Below are 18175 nucleotides of genomic sequence, written 5' to 3' on the forward strand. Positions count from 1 at the left end.
CACACTAAAACTGTAAAACAAAATATTTTTTCTTACCGCGACGGACTACGATGTATTCATCGACCAATTTGTCTTGGTCACTTAACGTGTAAGCCACGTCTTGGATTCGATCGCCATTGATGTAGATCGCACCGTTCGTAATATCTTCACGGGCTTGTCGTTTTGATTTTTCGATCTCCGCTGTCAGCAAGATTTCTACTAGATTCAAATCATCTTCGGCTTGCACTTGGTAACTCGGGACATTTTTGAAGCCTTGTTTGATTTCTTCAGCATTTAATTGCTTCACTTCGCCGCTGAATAATGCTGCTGAGATGTTTACCGCTTGTTCATAGGCTTCCGCACCATGAACCAAGGTAGTCACTGCTTTAGCTAACGCTTTTTGGGCTGCTCGTTGTTCAGGAGCTGCGGTAAATTCTTTTTCGATTGCCGCGATCTCATCTAAGCTCAAGAAAGTAAAGTATTTCAAGAATTTGATAGCATCACGGTCATCCGTATTGATCCAAAATTGATAGAACTCGTAAGGGGTTGTTTTTTCAGGATCCAACCAAACGGCATTGCCTTCAGTTTTTCCAAATTTCGTTCCATCCGCTTTGGTAATCAATGGCATCGTCAAGCCAAAAGCCTGCTTGCCTGCTTCACGGCGAATCAATTCGATTCCAGAGGTGATGTTCCCCCATTGATCGCTTCCGCCTAATTGCAATAAACAGCCGTAGCGTTTGTTTAATTCATAGAAATCATAAGCTTGTAGTAATTGATAAGCGAACTCTGTGTAAGAAATGCCTGACTCGATCCGGCGTTTAACACTTTCCTTACTCATCATATAGTTGATCGTAAAGTTTTTACCAACATCCCGCAAGAAGTCGATCATTTTTAACTCGCCTAACCACTCGTAGTTATTCGCGACGATTGCTGGGTTTTCTTTATTTTCAAAGTCAATGATTCCTGAAAGCTGATTTTTGATACTTTGTGACCAGCTTTTTACGGTATCTAAAGTATTTAATTGACGCTCCGCATCTTTAAATGAAGGATCGCCGATCATTCCAGTCCCCCCGCCAACTAATGCAATCGGTACATGGCCATTTTGTTGAAAGCGACGCAAGGTTAAAATCGGCAATAAATGACCGATATGCAAGCTGTCTGCAGTCGGGTCGAAGCCGATATATAATTTAACAGACTCTTCATTTAATTGTTTTTTTAGGGCTTCTTCGTCTGTTACTTGAAAAATCAAGCCGCGGTCTTTTAGTTCTTTAAAAAAGTCTGAACGCATTTTTTTCCTCCTTATTATCATTACCAAAAATTTGATTTTCATCGTTGGTGAATGTCATCAAACAGCAACGATTTATACTTTCCCATATTAACCGAAAAAATAAGGAAATAAAAGCCATTCGCTAGATTTCTTTGAAGTTCTCTTCTATTAAAATTCGCTTGAAAGAAATTTTCTTCCTCGATATAAATAAGCGTTGTTTTATATTCCTTAACAATTACTTGAAGTTTTCATTACAAACATTGCATCCGCTTGTTAATAGAAGCAAAACTTTGCTATAATTCAACAGATAATTAAAATGTAGAATTTAATGAGGTGAACTTTTTGGCTCACAAGAAAAAAGTGACGAAGCAAGCGAAAAAGAGCAACAAAGGCAAATCAAGAACTTCTTTAGGAGGCCTTTTTGCTCTGAATGTTTCCCTGAGAGTGGTCAAGTCTTTACTACTTGGCTTTGTCGTAGTGCTCTTTTTAGGCGGAATGCTTGCTTTAGGAGTCGGCGCCGGCTATTTTGCCCATCTTGTCGAAGGAACTCCGACACCAACCAAGTCAGAAATGAAACAAAAGGTTGGTGATATCGCAGAATCTTCTAGATTGCTTTATGCTGATGACCAAGAATTAGCGACGATTCAAGCGGATCCTATCCGAGAAAAAATCAATTCGGATGAAATCTCTCCGTGGGTTAAAAAAGCATTAGTCGCAACGGAAGACGAAAATTTTTATGAACACCGTGGGGTCGTACCAAAAGCAGTTGTGCGAGCCTTGTTAGGAGAAGTCATTGGTTTTGGAGCAGGTTCTGGTGGCTCCACGTTAACGCAACAGTTAATTAAACAGCAAGTGTTGACGAATGAGACCTCCTTTAAACGAAAAGCCAATGAGATCGTTCTAGCCCTGGATGTTGAAAAATATTTAAGCAAAGATGAAATCTTAACTGCCTATTTAAACGTTTCGCCTTTTGGCCGAAATAATAAGGGACAAAACATTGCTGGGGTTGAAGAAGCCGCGATTGGTATTTTTGGTGTTCACGCCAAAGAATTAAACTTACCGCAATCAGCTTTCATCGCTGGTTTGCCCCAGAGTCCGATTGTTTATAGCCCTTATACCAACACAGGTGATCTGAAACAAGATTATTCGTTAGGGATGGATCGCAAGAACGATGTCCTGTTTAACATGTATCGTGAACAAGTGATTTCTAAAAAGGAATACGAAGATGCTAAGAACTATGATCTGGCAAAAGATTTCCAAGGCCGCCAAGACATGGAAGTTCAGAAGCACGGCTTCTTGTATTACACCGTCTATAATGAAGCAATCAGTATTGTCGCAAAGCAACAAGCCAAGGAAGATGGCATTAGCGATGCGGACTATGCCAAAACAGAAGTCAGCACCCGCTACATCGAGCAGGCAAAAGTAAAAATGCAAAATCAAGGCCTAGTCGTTCATTCAACAATTGATAAAAACATTTATGATGCGATGCAATTAGGAGTCGCTCAATATGGCCAAAACTTAGACGATGGGTCTGGTACCCCAGTCGAAACTGGTTCCGTCTTAATGGATAATAAGACTGGTCGTATTTATGGATTCGTCGGTAGTCGTGATTATTCATCTAACCAAAATAATCATGCCTTTGACACCGCACGACAAGCGGGTTCATCCATTAAACCAGTGCTAGTTTACGGACCTGCGATTGATCAAGGATTGCTTGGGAGCGAATCACGAATTTCCGACTTTCCAATGAAGTACCAACGTGGTGAGGATGCTGGTAAAGCACTGGAAAATGCAGAAAACAAAGGGTCGAAGACTTTCCAAACAACCCGAGACGCCATTGCGCAATCCACCAACATCCCAGCCTATCATGTTTACCAAGACATGCTAGCTAAAAAAGGCTCCGATCAATTCGCCTATGATAATTATTTGAAAAAAATGAATTATCCGGCCTCTCATGACTGGGGCGTTGAAGCGGCACCGTTAGGAACCACGAATGTTTCCACATTGACCGAGGTCAATGGTTTCCAAACCTTAGCCAATGAAGGAGTCTACCAACAAGGCTATTTAATCGATTCGATTACTGATAGTACGGGCAAAGAAATCTACAAACATGCTAATGCACCCGTTCAAGTCTTTTCTAAGGCAACTGCTTCTATTATGAATGATTTGATGCGCAGCGTTATCGATGAACAGCGAACAACGCCTTTCAAGCCAATCTTAAGTGGGATTAATTATCCATTAAGTACAGCTGACTGGGTTGGTAAGACGGGTACCACCGACAACTATTCAGACAATTGGTTGATTGTTTCTACCCCTTCGATTACTTTAGGATCGTGGACAGGTCGGGACGACAATAAACCAATGGCTGATGGTGCAGGAAATCGAACAGCTACTTACATGGCGTATCTGGCTGATCGCATTTATCAAGTGAACCCGACGATTTTCGCAGAAAGTGAAAAATTTGAATTGTCTGATGACGTAAATCAAGTAAAAGTTTCTAGCTTTACTGGACTAAAACCAGGCAAAGTCAGTCAAAATGGAACCACTTATCAAGTACCTGGCGGCGAAACAACCTCACTTTGGGCAAAAGACGGCCCAGCTGAGAATAAATACGACTTCGGAATCGGCGGCAACGATGATGAATACAAAACGTATTGGAATACCCGCAACAAAGTAGCCGCCAAAGCTAAAGAAGATAAAACGGATGACTAACAGTGGTAAGATCTCTCTATACTAGAGAGATCTTTTTTTATGATTGTTCCTATTCGACGTTTTTGGTATTCTACCGAAAACTAAGGAATTAATGGGAGAAAAATGATCGTTACCGCTTTGATCTTTGCCTTCTCCATGTTTACTGTGGCAGGCCAACTGAGCTTCTTTTATCAAGCGCCCTTTTTCTTTAATTGGCTAGTCATCGGCCTAGGCGAATTACTTTCGATGTCCTTAGGCAGTTCAGGATTTCTTAATCAGCCAACGAATAAATTTAACGAAATAAAAACAAGACGCGTGAGCTAAGTGCCCACGCGTCTGTTGTATTTTTGTTTAGTCACAATAAATTGCGATTGATTGATACGGTTTTAGTTGAATATTTTTGTCTATCACTTCATCCTCATAGTTGTTAATCAAAATCTCTCCCGTTAAAAATTCGTCAGGAATTTCGATCGTTGTTTCTTGTGGGAAAAAGTTATTGATTACTAGCAGTGACTGCTTACCCAAGCGGCGAAGATAGCCATAAATTTGTGGATGATCCGGCAGAAATGCTTCATAGCTTCCTTCCGCAATCAACGGATAGTCTTTACGCAAGCGAATCAGTTTTTGATAGTAGCTGAAGATAGACCCTTGCTGCAATTCCTTGGCAACATTGATTTCATTCGCGGTTTTCCCTACTGATATCCACGGGTTTACGGTTGAAAAGCCGCTATATTTTTCACTACTCCACTGCATCGGCGTACGGGAATTGTCACGGGATTTTGCTTTGACGATCTCAAAAGCGTCCACTTCACTTTTCCCAGTATCCAACATTTCTTGATACGCATTTAGACTTTCTACATCCACATACTGATCCATCGAAGTAAAGTCGGGATCGACCATCCCGATCTCTTCCCCCATATAGATATAGGGTGTGCCACGATTCAAATGAATCGTGCTCGCCAGCATTTTGGCACCCTCCACACGATAGTTATCCACATCAACAAAACGATTCAACGCACGAGGTTGGTCATGATTATTCCAGAAAAGAGCATTCCAGCCATTCTCTTCACTCATTTGCGTTCCCCAAGTATGAAACAATTCTTTCAGTCTTGTGAAATCAAAAGGCATCTGAGTCCATTTTTTCCCGTCTACATAATCAACCTTCAAATGGTGGAAATTAAAGGTCATATTCAACTCGTGTCGTTCAGGCTTCGTATACAAAATACATTCCGGAATCGATGTAGCACTCATTTCCCCAACGGTGATAATTTCCGAATCTGCTCCATAGGTTGCTTGATTCAAGTCACGCAGATACTCATGATTAATGGGGCGATCGGTATAAGCCGGCTTGCCGTCGTTTTCAGCACAATCCTTTAATTCTTCATCCTTACCGATCAAATTAATGACATCAAAGCGAAAGCCCTTGACTCCTTTATCCATCCAAAAACGAACGACTTCATACAGTTCTTCTCGAAGCTCTGGATTGCGCCAATTTAAATCAGCTTGTGTCTTATCAAACAAGTGCAAGTAATAGTTCCCTGTATCGCCAAAGGGAGCCCAAGCGTTGCCGCCAAATTTTGAAACCCAATCCGTTGGCTGATCTCGAAGAATAAAATAATCTTGATATTTTTTTTCACCCGCTAGTGCTTTCTGGAACCACATGTGCTCTGTGGAGACATGGTTCAATACCATGTCAAACATGATATCAATTTTTAGCTCCTGAGCGGCAAAAATCAACTCTTCTAATCCTTCCATCGAACCAAACAAAGGATTGACTGACTTATAATCAGCAATATCATAGCCATTATCTTTTTGTGGACTGACATAAACTGGATTCAGCCAAATCATATCTACACCTAATTGTTGTAAATAAGGAAGCTTTTGTTTGATCCCAGCTAAGTCTCCAACACCATCTTGATTGGTATCCAAAAAAGATTTGGGATAGATTTGATAGATTACTTTCTCTTTAAAACTCATGCAAAATGCCTCCAGCTTTATAATTCAGTAGCGATTAGAATTTTCTCATCGCTTGTAACAGGTGCTTCTTCAATCAATGGATCGACTTGGAAATCAGTGGCGTTCGTTACGATAATTGGTGTTTGAACTTCATATCCAGCCGCTTTAATTGCCTCTACATCAAATTCCATTAGCAGCTGTCCTTTTTTGACACTGTCTCCTTGCTGAACATGACTAGTAAAATATTTTCCATCAAGTTGGACTGTGTCGATTCCAATATGGATCAACACTTCGGTTCCAGCTGTGCTGATCAAGCCAATCGCATGTTTCGTTGGAAACAATAAACTAATTTGACCATCAAATGGTGCAACTAATTTTCCTTCACTCGGATCAATTACAACGCCTTGCCCCATCATTCCTTCCGCGAAAACAGGATCTTTAGCACTACTCAATGGGTGCAGCATACCAGCAATCGGTGCAAATAATTCGACAATTGCACCTGATTTTTTCGGTGTATCGTTACCTAGCGTTGGAACATTGGCTTCTTCCTCTCGATCCAATTTATTGAATAATCCGATGCGACGGAAGGTCAACGTTAATAGGAATGGTACCGCGATGGCGATAATCATGCCAATAGCAAAGATTAAATAATCTTGCGGACGAATCGCTAAGATACCTGGCAAACCGCCGACACCGATCGACAATGCCCGAACTTTGAACAGCGTGATGAACAAGCCAGCAATGCCACTACCGATCATCGCCGCGATAAATGGATACGTATATTTCAGGTTAATCCCGAACATCGCCGGTTCAGTCACACCTAACCAAGCAGATATTACAGATGGAATCGAAACTTGTTCTTCTTTTTTATTCCCACGGTGAGCAAAAACTACAGCTAAAACAGCCGCACCTTGCGCGATATTTGATAAACAAATCATCGGCCACAGATTTGTTGAGCCAAAGTCCGCAATGAGTTGTGAATCGATGGCTAAGGTGGTGTGGTGTAATCCCGTAATAACCAATGGTGAGTACAACGCGCCAAAGATTCCACCGAACAACCAGCTAAAGCTGGAAGTTAAACCGGCATTTACAACAGCGGAGATTGCGGTCCCAATTTTCCAACCAATCGGCCCTAAAATAAGGTGAGCGGCTAAAATCGTTGGGATCAACGAGAAGAACGGGACGAAAATCATAGAGATTGCTTCTGGAATATGTTTTCGGAAGAAACGTTCTAAATAAACTAATAAGAAACCTGCTAACATCGCTGGAATAACTTGAGCTTGATAACCAATTTTATCAACGGTGAAAAAACCGAAATCCCAAGTCCAATTTTTCGCGATTTCTGCAGCAGTTGTCCCATTTACAGCATAAGCATTCAACAGTTGAGGAGAAACGAGTGTAATCCCCAGAACAATTCCTAAAATTTCCGTGGCGCCCATCTTACGAGCGATGCTCCACGTGATGCCCACGGGTAGGAAATGGAAGATGGCTTCCCCAGGGAGCCACAAGAACCCATTAACTCCATTCCAAAAAGTAGAAGCCTCAACGATCGTCTGACCATCTAACCACCCCATTGGAACAGCTTCTAAAATATTACGAAACCCTAAAATCAAACCGCCGACAATAATTGCTGGTAATAATGGTGTAAAAATTTCTGCTAATACGGTAATGGCGCGTTGGACTGGATTTTGATTTTGCTTCGCTGCTGATTTTGCTGCTTCCTTCGAAACACCTTCAATACCGGCTTTTGCAATAAATTCATTATAGAAAATGGCAACATCATTTCCAATAATGACTTGGAACTGTCCAGCATTGGTAAACATACCTTTGACGCTTGGAATATCATCGATTCGATCTTCGTCCGCTTTCTTCGGATCATTCAAGACAAAGCGCATCCTAGTGGCACAATGAGTCACTGCGGAAATATTTTTCTTGCCGCCAATCGCAGTCAATAGTTCCTGGGTGTCCTTTTCATATTTTCCCATCTGTTTTCCCTCCGTTGTTTAACTTGTATGAATAAGTTCGATTGCTAACTTTACTATAAAGGCAGCTAAGTTTTTTGTAAATCGTTTACATTTTGTCCAAACATTTTATTATTAGAACAATTTAATTTTAGGAAATGAAAACAAATTTTATAAATGAAATATATGTATTGATATTACCGACCTGTCGGTAAACTACCCAACAGGTTTTCTATAAGATAAAAATTTCCTCATTTTTATTCCTAAATCTATCTGGAAAGCGTTTTACTTTTATTTTTTTCTTTGTATACTTAGAATACCGATACGGACAAGTTGGAAAAGTCAATTTTTCCTTCACTTATTCGCAAAATTGGGTAGGAGGTTGGAATGAAAAATTACGAAGTCATCTATCAAACGATTGAACGAGGGATTTTAAAAGGAGTATATGAAGCGGATTCCTATTTACCTAGTGAAAATAAATTGCGTCAAACGTATCAAGTTTCCCGCGATACGATTCGTAAAGCCTTATCACTTTTAATGGCCAATGGCTATATTCAAAAAATCCAAGGGAAAGGCTCACTTGTTTTGAAACGAGAGCAATTGCGATTTCCTGTTTCTGGTCTAACTAGCTATAAAGAATTGCAAAATTCTTATGGCTACGAGAGCCGCACCGAGGTGGTTAGCTTAAAAAAAATTACGATTGATGAAAAGACCACACGCGAGACTGGCTTCGAAGCCGGCATTGTTTGTTGGGAACTGATTCGTACCCGAGCGATCGACCAGAAAAAGGTCATTCTTGATAAGGATCTGCTTTCAACCGTGATTGTCCCAGAGCTAGACACCGAGATTGCCAAAGATTCTATCTACCGTTATTTCGAGGATCAATTACACTTAAACATTTCTTTTGCAGAAAAAGAAATCACGATCGACTCATTAACTGATGAAGACCGTGATTTATTAGATTTGAATCAACAGGATATCAATATTGTTAGTGTCAAAAGCCGGGTCTTTACTAGTGATGCCCGCCAATTTCAATATACTGAAAGTCGTCATCAAGTCGATAAATTTCGTTTTTTTGATTTTGCCCGCCGTCACCCATCGACTATGTAAAAAGAGGACGTGACTGAAGTGTTCGACTTATTTCCGAAAAAACGACTTCTGAAACGCCATTTGTTCCTAAAAAAGAACCTATGACAGGAACTTTGTCACAGGTTCTGCTTTTTTATTTGGTTGAACCTTTTTCAAAAATACCATGTGGTAATTCGATGGTTTTTTGTTCGATCTCTTCTTTGTTCATCATCTTAGTTAACAGACGCATTGCTACCGCACCGATATCATATAACGGTTGTGTCACACTGCTTAGACGAGGACGAGCCACTTCTGTTAGCAATGAATCATTGCTTGTAATAATCTCAAAGTCTTCAGGAACTTTGATGCCTTTGTCGATCAAGCCATCTAACAAGCCGATTGCTAATTCATCGTCTGTTACATACGCTGCTGTTGCTCCACTGTTTAAGATACGATCCGTTAAAGCTAAGCCTTCTTTGAAGTTGTAAGGTGCTTCAAAAATCAAGCCTTCGCTATAGTCCAAACTATTGTCTTTCAAGGCTTCCTTATAGCCGCCCATACGTGCTTGTCCATTGATTGGATCAATCAAGGCACCACTGATGAAAGCAATTTTTTTGTTGCCGTGTTTTGCTAATAAATCAATGGATTCTTTCGTTGCTGCTGCATAATCAATATTGACACTGCCAACTTGTTCATCTGGATCAATTGAACCAGCTAAAACGATCGGTGTTTTTGAACGAGAAAATTCTGCACGAATCTCATCAGTAATACGATGCCCCATGAAGATTACGCCATCTACTTGTTTCGCTAACAAATTATTCAGCACATTCACTTCTTTTTGCGCTTCGCCGTCAGAGTTGGCTAAGATAATGTTGTATTTGTACATTGTAGCGATATCATCGATCCCGCGAGCCAATGATGCAAAGAACATGTTACTAACGTCTGGGATAATAACGCCGACTGTTGTTGTCTTTTTACTCGCTAAACCACGAGCAACTGCATTGGGACGATAATCTAAGCGTTCAATAACTTCTAACACCTTTTTGCGTGTTGTTGGTTTTACATTTGGGTTGCCGTTGACCACACGAGAAACGGTTGCCATTGAAACATTTGCTTCACGGGCAACATCATAAATCGTAATTGTTTGTTTTTCCATGGATATACTCCTTTGAATTTGTTTTCAGAAAATATCATTTACATTTCTAAAAGATAATAGCACGTTGTTTCACGTATTGCAACCGTTTTACACTTTTTTTCTTAAATATCTGTAAGCGTTTTATTAGAATCATTTTCCATTAAACTTTAGTAATGTTACAATTATTATAATGCTAAATGAAAGAAGGATGTTTAATGAACCACGAAAAAGTTTTAGAACTGCGTAAATGGATGGAAAAAAACAATGTAGATTTGGCTTATATTTCTGATGCAAGCCACATTGGTTACTTCTCCGGTTTTGACAGTAATCCAATGGAACGGGTTTTAGCTTTGTTCATTCCAATCGAAAAGGATCCATTTCTTTTTGCTCCCGGCTTAGAAGTCGAAGATGCTAAGGCAAGCAGCTTCGAATACGATGTCGTAGGCTACTTAGATAGCCAAGATCCTTTTGCGTTAATCGTAGAAGAAATCAAAAAACGTTATGGTGCTCCTAAAAAAATGGCACTAGAAAAAAATCAACTAGTCTTAGATCGTTATTTGCGTTTAAACGAAGCTTTTCCGGCAACGGATCTTTCAGCTGACTTAACTCCGTTAGTCCAAGAGTTACAATTATATAAGACTGAAGAAGAATGCCAACGCTTGATTGAAGCCGGTTCAACTGCCGATTTAGCTTTTGAGATTGGTTTCAGACATGTCAAACCAGGTGTGACTGAAGAAGAAATCGTAGCAGAAATTGAATATGAACTAAAGAAAAAAGGCATCAAAGAAATGTCTTTCCCAACCGAAGTATTGGCCGGACCAAATGCGGCTAGTCCACATGGCACTCCTGGTAAAAATACCTGTAAAGAAAATGAATTAGTATTATTTGACCTAGGAACGATCGTCAACGGTTATTGTAGTGATGCGACACGAACTGTCGCTTGTGGCAAACCAACCGATCATCAAAAAGATATTTATAACATTGTTTTAGAAGCACAATTAAAAGCGCAGGAAGCTGTAAAACCTGGTATAACTGCTGGGCAACTAGATAAAATTGCTCGTGATGTGATCGAGAGTCACGGATATGGTGACTATTTCAATCATCGGCTTGGTCACGGCATCGGCACTACCATTCATGAATATCCTCAAATCGTCGGTGGTAATGACTTGGAGATCAAGGAAGGTATGTGCTTCTCTATCGAACCAGGAATCTACCTGCCAAATGATGTGGGTGTTCGTGTGGAAGACTGTATCTTTGTCACTAAAGACGGCTGTGTACCATTTACGAAGACTTCAAAAGAATTAATTATTCTATAAAAAAAAGGCTCTCGCAATCGAGAGCCTTTTTTTTATTCAGGATTATTTTTTTCAACTTCTTCTTTTAATTCTTCTTTGACTTCAGAAAAGTCGGTCTGATTCATTTCTTTGGCTTTATCAGCTAACGCTTCGGCTCCTTCTGAGACCGTTTCGGCAGCTTCTTCTTTGCTTTCTTTAGCATCGATGATAATATCATCCGATGCTTCTTCAGCAACGTCCTTCGCGTCATTAGCCGCTTTACGGAAACGATCGGATAGATCCGAGCTTTGACGTTTCAAATCTTCTAACGTATCAGAAGTAATGTCATCCATTTCATCTGCCGAATCACTGACTTTATCTTTGACGTTAGCTGCCAAATCACTCGCTTGTCCGCTTAAATCGGAAGCACGATCTTTCACGATTGAACCCATCTCATTCGTCTTGGTTACAAAATCATCCGTGTAATCCGAAGCTAAGTCTAACCAATCATCTGCTTTCTTCGCTAAATCATCACGCATTTCTTTTCCTGATTTTGGTGCTAATAATAATGCTACGACCGCTGCTGCTGTTCCGCCAATCAAGGCACCAGTTAAAAATTTTCCGCGTTTTGCCATTCCTATCCCTCCGTTTTAGTGGTAGATTTACGATGTCTAAAGAATTTCAACGTAGTTTCTCCTACTTTACCAGCCACGCCGGCCTTCGCTGCGCTCTTTCCAACACCGCCAACTTTGCCAGCGAGATTTCGACTTGTTGTATTCAGATCAGAAACACTCTGACTCAAGTCCGCCACTGCTGTGAATAATGGATCGATGGTTTCCACTTTGCCGTTAATATCATTCAACAAGTGGTTCCCCTTTACTAATAAACCTTCTACTTGCTGCATGAGCAAATCGACATCTTTAGTGAGAACATCGATCGTTGTATTCGCCTCAGTCACCGTTGTTTCAACCTTTCCAACAGTTTTTGAAACTTGGCTCAAGACCCGAACTAAAAAGATTACCAGTACAACAAATGCAAGTGCCGCAATAATTGCCGCTATGCCGCCTAAACTCATTTAATCGCCCCTCTCTTTTTCACTTATTATGCTAACATAAATTATACCATTCTCATGGATTTTAATGAACGAGAAAGAATTACAATCAAATAAGAAAAAGTATCTCAATTAACAAACTTGAGATACTTTTTCTAGTTTCTGTACAATCCCCTGATAAAAAATTTCTAAATCACTGATTAGCTCCGCCTCAACATAAGGCTGACCATTAAGACGATCGATTTGTCCGCAAAAATAATTAGTCATAATCCGTTCAATTTGTTTGACCTCTTCCTCGTTCAGCGGCCAATCGACAAAAATTCGTTTGAAGGCTGACTGCAAAAAATGAGAAATATTTTTTGCATAGAAATCTGAATACTCATTATTATAGAAAGAAGTATAAAAAACAGACTGCTCATTGGCATAATTCATCCATGTTTTCCCTAATTCTAGAAATGCACCTAGTGTTGCGCGTCCCATTAATGAGTCCATTAATGCTTCACGAAACTGCTGCATTGCTTGGTGGATGACCGCTTGCCGTAATTCTGTTACGCTCCCTGTATGCGTATATAAAGAAGGCGATTTTACATCTAAACGATCTGCTATTTTATTTAATCTCAGACCATTGATACCAGATTCGTAGACTAACTCCATCGCACATTGTATGACAATTTCTCTATTTAATCGAGTGGTTCTCATTGCATCTCCCTTCTAATTATTCATTTCAAATTTTATTATATAACAAAATAAAAAATATTTTTTATTTGTTTTTTTGGTAATTGTCATTTGAAAACATAATGATAAATCAATTTAAAATAACAGATAAAATAAAAAAACGCAGAATTAATTCTGCGTTTTTGGTCTTACTTTTTTGGCTTATTAGCACCACTTAATTCTTTTCCTAATGCAATAATGTAATCGTGTAATTTATCTTTAATCTCTGGATGTTTCAACCCATATTCAATACTAGTAGTCATGAAACCAAATTTATCTCCAACATCAAACCGTTTGCCCGTAAATTCTTGGGCAAAAACGCGCTGGGTTTTGTTTAGCGTATCGATCGCATCCGTTAATTGAATCTCATTGCCTGCACCTGGTTTTTGTGTCGCTAAGACATCAAAAATTTCTGGTGTTAATAAATAGCGGCCAATGATCGCCAAATTACTTGGCGCTTCTTCTGGTTTTGGTTTTTCAACAAAATTTTTCACATTAAACAAGCCTTTAGCAACTTCTTCACCGGGATTAATGATTCCGTATTTTGAGGTTTCAGCTTCAGGTACACGCATCACTGCAATCGTTGAAGCATGTGTTTGCTCATAATCATTCATTAATTGTTTCGTTAATGGTACGTGATCCTCCATCAAATCATCACCTAACATAACGACAAAAGGTTCATTGCCAACAAAAGCACGAGCTTGTAAAACAGCATGCCCTAAGCCCATTGGATGAGATTGGCGAATAAAATGTAAATTCACATCGGTGGTTTCTTCCACTAATTTCAATAATTCGGTCTTGCCTTTTTCTTTTAGGTTCATTTCTAATTCAATGTTTGAGTCAAAATGATCTTCGATTGGGCGTTTGGCTTTGCCGGTTACGATTAAAATATCTTCGATCCCAGATTTTAGTGCTTCTTCTACAATAAATTGAATCGTTGGCTTATCAACAATCGGTAACATTTCTTTCGCCATTGCTTTTGTTGCCGGCAAGAATCGAGTACCTAATCCCGCCGCTGGAATAACTGCTTTTTTTACTCGCATAAATCCTGTCCCACGCTTTCTTTTATAAAGTAAATTCATTTTCAAACGTACCTTCACGCATCATCAAATCGCGACACGCTTGACGTACATCTTTATCATTGTATAAAACATCATAGATCATTTCCGTGATTGGCATGCTGACACCCATGCTGTCAGCCAATTCTTTCGCTGCCTTCGTCGTTGAAACACCTTCGACAATCATCCCCATATTGTCTAGCACTTCGTCTAATTTATGGCCTTTGCCTAATAGATTCCCCGCTCGCCAATTCCGTGAATGAACCGATGTACAGGTCACAATTAAATCGCCGACACCACTCAAACCGATAAAGGTCAATGGATTCGCCCCCATTGCAACACCCAACCGGCTAATTTCTGCTAACCCACGCGTCATGATTGCCGCTTTTGCATCATCGCCGTAATCAAGTCCAGCTAAGGCACCCGCACCTAATGCAATAATATTTTTTAGAGCCGCGCCCATTTCAACACCGATGACGTCTGGATTCGTATAAATCCGTAAATATTCATTCATAAATAATTTTTGGACATAGGCTGCTAATGCTTCATCTTCATTCGCTGCTGTAATTGTAGTGATATCATGGACCGCTACTTCTTCTGCGTGACTCGGACCCGATAAGACCACCACACCTTGACGACGCTCTTCAGGAATTTCTTCTAATAACACTTCAGAGATTCGTTTATGGCTCCCCTGCTCCAAACCTTTACTTGCATGAATAATCACTGGCTGATTTTCAGCGACTTGGGAAAACTCTTGAGCAACTGAGCGAATAGCCTTGGTTGGGACTACAAATAAAACCGCATCCGCATCTTTCACTGCATCCTTCAGATTTTTTTCACCTTTGATACTTTCAGGAATTTTTAAATCGGGTAAATAATGGCGGTTGGTGTGATATGTATTAATCTCATCAATCTGCGCCTGATGATTTCCCCAGATAGTTACTTCGTGTCCGTTTTCGGCCAATGTTTGCGCCAATGCTGTTCCCCAAGAGCCTGGTCCTAAAACTGCAACTTTTTGCTTCACAGAAATTTCCCCCTAATTAATAATGTAGACATTTTCTCTACCTAATTCTTATTTTAAAACTTAGCTTCAATTAAGAAGATCTTCTCAAACAATTGAATCTATCCTAGCATACTATAATAATGCCTGATTGACGCCTTGATTTCTTTCATAGCGTTTAATAGTCGGATTTTTTTTGCGACGATAATAAAACACTGTCAACGCACCGACAAAAAGGATTAGTGACAACATTTGCGATACTCGGATACCGCCAAACAAATACAAGCTATCCGTCCGCATACCTTCAATAAAGAAACGACCAAAGCTATACCAAGCCACGTAACCTAAAAAAATTTCGCCGCGTTTAAACGTCCATTTTTTTCGCAATACAATCAACAAAATAAACCCGATTAAGCTCCATGTCGATTCATACAGGAAGGTCGGTTGGCGAAAAGCACCATCGATATACATATTGTTAATGATAAATTGTGGCAAATGCAATCCTTCTAGAAAATGTCGTGTCGTTTCGCCACCAAATGCTTCATGATTCATAAAATTGCCCCAACGGCCTAACGCTTGGGCAAACAACACGCCAGGTGCCACCACGTCTAAAAATAGCCATGGATCAATAAAATGATGCCGCGTGTAAACGATTAAAACAATCGCTGCAGCAATCAATCCACCATAAATTGCTAAGCCGCCACTGCGGGTGTTAAAAATTTGAATTGGATCAGCCAGATAGGGTTCAAGATCGAATAAGACATAATATAACCGTGCCCCAATAATCGCAATCGGCAATGCCCACAAAAGAAAATTCGTCATGTCATCTTCTCTTAAACCGACTCTTACGGCTTCACGATTCGCCATCCACAAAGCGATCGCTATTCCAGAAACAATGATGATCGCATACCAATAAATTTGAAGACCAAACAATTCAAAGGCCACGCGATTTACTTGTGCTGCCATACTACTGATCCGAGTTTTCTTCGATTAATTGGGTAAGCCGATCTTCAAAGGTCTTCGTTGCATCGTAACCCATCGTACGAGCACGGAAATTCATCGCAGCCACTTCAATAATGATGGCGACGTTTCGCCCAGTTTTCACTGGAATCTTAACTTGCGGAATTTTTACTTCCGCGATTTCTACTTCAGTGTTACCGCTACCTAAGCGATCGTATTTTTTATCTTTTGACCAGCTTTCCAAATAAACAACTAACTGGACTGGCATGGAGCCGCGCACCGCGCTGGCACCAAATAAATTCATGACATCAATGATACCGATCCCGCGAATCTCGATTAAGTGCTGCAAAATTTTAGGCGGTTCACCAACAAGGGTCAGTTCATCTTGCTGATACACATCCACCCGATCATCTGCGATCAACCGATGCCCTCGTTTCACCAACTCTAACGCGGTTTCACTTTTTCCGATCCCGCTGTCCCCTTGAATCAATACACCTAGCCCATAAACATCGACTAGTACACCATGAACGCTGGTTCGTGGCGCTAAGCCGCCATTTAGAAAGCTTGAAATTTCACCTAATAACCGGGAGGTGGAAATCGGCGAGCTTAACACTGGAATATTTCGTTCACTAGCTGCTTCGATCATTTCCTTTGGCGGTGTTAATCCCCGAGAAACGATGAAAGCCGGTGTATCATCACTACACATCCGACGTAGTACCATTAAGCGTTCTTCCGGCATCATACGTTCTGCGAAGGTAATTTCTTTATTTCCAAAAAGCTGCAGGCGATCATGGGAATAATAATTAAAATAGCCGGTCAATTCTAAACCTGGACGAGAAATATCGCCGGTAGTAACAACCCGCTCTAGACTTTCTTCATCACCTGTCACTACTTCTAACGAAAGTTTGTCAACAAGTTCTTTTACTTTTACTGTTTCAGCCATCTAATCCCTCTTTTCTACACTTCCGCTCTATTTTATCATTTTATCCAAAGAGTGACTAGGTTCAGCTAGACATATCAGATAAGAATCATAAAAGGCTTTACAAAATGTTAACGAAACCTCATAAAACAAGGTACAGTAGAAGTTTAAATTAAAAAAATACGACTCGGCAACGAACCAAATTAAGGAAATTTATTTTTTCTTTTCCTAACCATAAAAACTGCGAAAGCATAACTGACAACTAACTTTGCTAAAGGAAATCATTTTTCAAAAAAACTGAAAAATGAGGATTATCTTCGTCACGCATACGATCGGACTAAACAGCTTAATCATTAATTCGGTGATAAAATATGATTAACTTCTATCCATAATGATTCTACCAAAAGTCCGACTCGCAAAAAAAAAGATAGGTGAGTGCTCACCTATCTTTTGTCTGCGTATTTATCTATATTATGGTCTGAGACGATCGCGTTGACGAATGCCATCGCAACGGCGACCAGAATGGAGACAGTAAAACTAGAGAATCCAAAGCGGAAGTTTCCTAGTAGGTTAGAAGTCAATTGCAACATACCAGCGCTAATTACAAAGCTGAAAAGTCCAAAGGTCAATATATTCAGCGGTAGTGAAAGCAAAACTAAAATCGGCTTCACTAAGGCATTTAAAATTGAAAGGACAAAGCTTGCAAGAATAGCCATTGTAATACTTTCCACAAAAACTTGGTTAGGAAAGAGCACTGATAAAGAAATGAAGATCAGTGCATTGGCTATTACGCGCTGTAGGTAGGTCATTAAAAGTCGCTCCAGTCGTCATCGTCGAGTTTGTCCGCTTGCTTACGCTGGCGGGACGATTTTCTCTCATAGTCATTGTAATTATTGTTACCATAATACGGATTGTTATGTCCATAAGAATCACGGTCTTTTGGTCCAGCTGGAATTACTAATGCCAGCAAGATGTACAAAATAACTGGTGCGCCAATAAAGCCGAGACTTAAGAAAACATAAATCACACGCACGATTGTCGGATCAATCCCAAAGTATTCGGCGATCCCTGCTAGGGTACCGGTTAGTACCACATTATTTCGTGACTTTTGTAATCTCTTTCGCATATGAATCTTCCTTCCT

The 18175-nt window shown here is 40.1% G+C and carries 16 protein-coding genes and 1 pseudogene; 4 read left to right on the forward strand and 13 right to left on the reverse strand.

Annotated elements, in window-relative coordinates:
* Nucleotides 1-4 precede the first annotated feature (4 nt).
* Nucleotides 5-1267 (reverse strand): tyrosine--tRNA ligase, encoded by a 1263-nt coding sequence (gene tyrS, locus FFM67_RS03875; RefSeq protein WP_137613311.1) that lies wholly within the window; start codon nucleotides 1265-1267, stop codon nucleotides 5-7.
* Between the two features lie 321 nt (nucleotides 1268-1588).
* On the opposite strand from tyrS, the gene FFM67_RS03880 reads away from it, so the two are divergent.
* Nucleotides 1589-3958: a transglycosylase domain-containing protein gene (locus tag FFM67_RS03880; RefSeq protein ID WP_137613312.1), complete on the forward strand. Its 2370-nt coding sequence runs from the start codon at nucleotides 1589-1591 to the stop codon at nucleotides 3956-3958.
* A gap of 96 nt (nucleotides 3959-4054) precedes the next feature.
* A pseudogene (locus FFM67_RS03885) lies at nucleotides 4055-4241 on the forward strand (QueT transporter family protein); the annotation flags it as partial.
* 47 nt (nucleotides 4242-4288) lie between these two features.
* Here FFM67_RS03885 and treC read toward each other — a convergent pair.
* Nucleotides 4289-5914, reverse strand: coding sequence for an alpha,alpha-phosphotrehalase (gene treC / locus FFM67_RS03890; protein ID WP_137613313.1), 1626 nt, complete (start codon nucleotides 5912-5914; stop codon nucleotides 4289-4291).
* Nucleotides 5915-5931: 17 nt separating this feature from the next.
* Entirely contained in the window at nucleotides 5932-7878 is a 1947-nt protein-coding gene (treP, locus tag FFM67_RS03895; protein ID WP_137613314.1) for a PTS system trehalose-specific EIIBC component, read from the reverse strand.
* Between the two features lie 363 nt (nucleotides 7879-8241).
* Here treP and treR point away from each other — a divergent pair, with 363 nt between their 5' ends.
* Nucleotides 8242-8964, forward strand: a complete 723-nt coding sequence (gene treR / locus FFM67_RS03900) for a trehalose operon repressor (RefSeq protein ID WP_137613315.1) — start codon at nucleotides 8242-8244, stop codon at nucleotides 8962-8964.
* A 112-nt stretch (nucleotides 8965-9076) separates the two neighbouring features.
* Here the strand turns inward: treR and ccpA are convergent, their stop codons facing one another.
* The gene (ccpA, locus tag FFM67_RS03905) at nucleotides 9077-10078 is read right to left on the reverse strand and encodes a catabolite control protein A (RefSeq protein WP_137613316.1); all 1002 of its coding nucleotides are present in this window, start codon (nucleotides 10076-10078) and stop codon (nucleotides 9077-9079) included.
* A 194-nt stretch (nucleotides 10079-10272) separates the two neighbouring features.
* Between ccpA and FFM67_RS03910 the strand changes: the two genes are divergently transcribed.
* Complete coding sequence (locus FFM67_RS03910) at nucleotides 10273-11373, forward strand: M24 family metallopeptidase (RefSeq protein ID WP_137613317.1); 1101 nt, start codon at nucleotides 10273-10275, stop codon at nucleotides 11371-11373.
* A gap of 32 nt (nucleotides 11374-11405) precedes the next feature.
* On the opposite strand, the gene FFM67_RS03915 is transcribed toward FFM67_RS03910, so the two are convergent.
* The 9 genes from FFM67_RS03915 to FFM67_RS03955 all read right to left on the reverse strand — a co-directional run bounded on the left by FFM67_RS03915 (nucleotide 11406) and on the right by FFM67_RS03955 (nucleotide 18159).
* Nucleotides 11406-11966 (reverse strand): YtxH domain-containing protein, encoded by a 561-nt coding sequence (locus tag FFM67_RS03915; protein WP_137613318.1) that lies wholly within the window; start codon nucleotides 11964-11966, stop codon nucleotides 11406-11408.
* A 2-nt stretch (nucleotides 11967-11968) separates the two neighbouring features.
* Nucleotides 11969-12406, reverse strand: a complete 438-nt coding sequence (locus FFM67_RS03920) for a DUF948 domain-containing protein (RefSeq protein ID WP_071862263.1) — start codon at nucleotides 12404-12406, stop codon at nucleotides 11969-11971.
* Between the two features lie 108 nt (nucleotides 12407-12514).
* Complete coding sequence (locus FFM67_RS03925) at nucleotides 12515-13081, reverse strand: TetR/AcrR family transcriptional regulator (protein WP_137613319.1); 567 nt, start codon at nucleotides 13079-13081, stop codon at nucleotides 12515-12517.
* A gap of 164 nt (nucleotides 13082-13245) precedes the next feature.
* Nucleotides 13246-14139 carry a UTP--glucose-1-phosphate uridylyltransferase GalU gene (galU, locus tag FFM67_RS03930; RefSeq protein ID WP_137613320.1) on the reverse strand — a complete coding sequence of 298 codons (894 nt, stop codon included), beginning with the start codon at nucleotides 14137-14139 and terminating at the stop codon, nucleotides 13246-13248.
* Nucleotides 14140-14161: 22 nt separating this feature from the next.
* Complete coding sequence (locus FFM67_RS03935; RefSeq protein WP_137613321.1) at nucleotides 14162-15178, reverse strand: NAD(P)H-dependent glycerol-3-phosphate dehydrogenase; 1017 nt, start codon at nucleotides 15176-15178, stop codon at nucleotides 14162-14164.
* A 111-nt stretch (nucleotides 15179-15289) separates the two neighbouring features.
* The gene (gene lgt, locus FFM67_RS03940; RefSeq protein WP_137613322.1) at nucleotides 15290-16120 is read right to left on the reverse strand and encodes a prolipoprotein diacylglyceryl transferase; all 831 of its coding nucleotides are present in this window, start codon (nucleotides 16118-16120) and stop codon (nucleotides 15290-15292) included.
* Nucleotide 16121: 1 nt separating this feature from the next.
* On the reverse strand, nucleotides 16122-17057 hold the full coding sequence (hprK, locus tag FFM67_RS03945) for an HPr(Ser) kinase/phosphatase (RefSeq protein ID WP_137613323.1): 936 nt from the start codon (nucleotides 17055-17057) through the stop codon (nucleotides 16122-16124).
* A gap of 419 nt (nucleotides 17058-17476) precedes the next feature.
* Entirely contained in the window at nucleotides 17477-17842 is a 366-nt protein-coding gene (locus FFM67_RS03950; protein ID WP_137613324.1) for a phage holin family protein, read from the reverse strand.
* Entirely contained in the window at nucleotides 17842-18159 is a 318-nt protein-coding gene (locus tag FFM67_RS03955; protein ID WP_137613325.1) for a PspC domain-containing protein, read from the reverse strand. Before FFM67_RS03955 ends, FFM67_RS03950 begins: the two co-directional genes overlap by 1 nt.
* Between the last annotated feature and the right edge of the window lie 16 nt (nucleotides 18160-18175).

This window comes from Enterococcus viikkiensis, assembly GCF_005405345.1.
GTDB classification, from domain to species: Bacteria; Bacillota; Bacilli; order Lactobacillales; family Enterococcaceae; genus Enterococcus_A; species Enterococcus_A viikkiensis.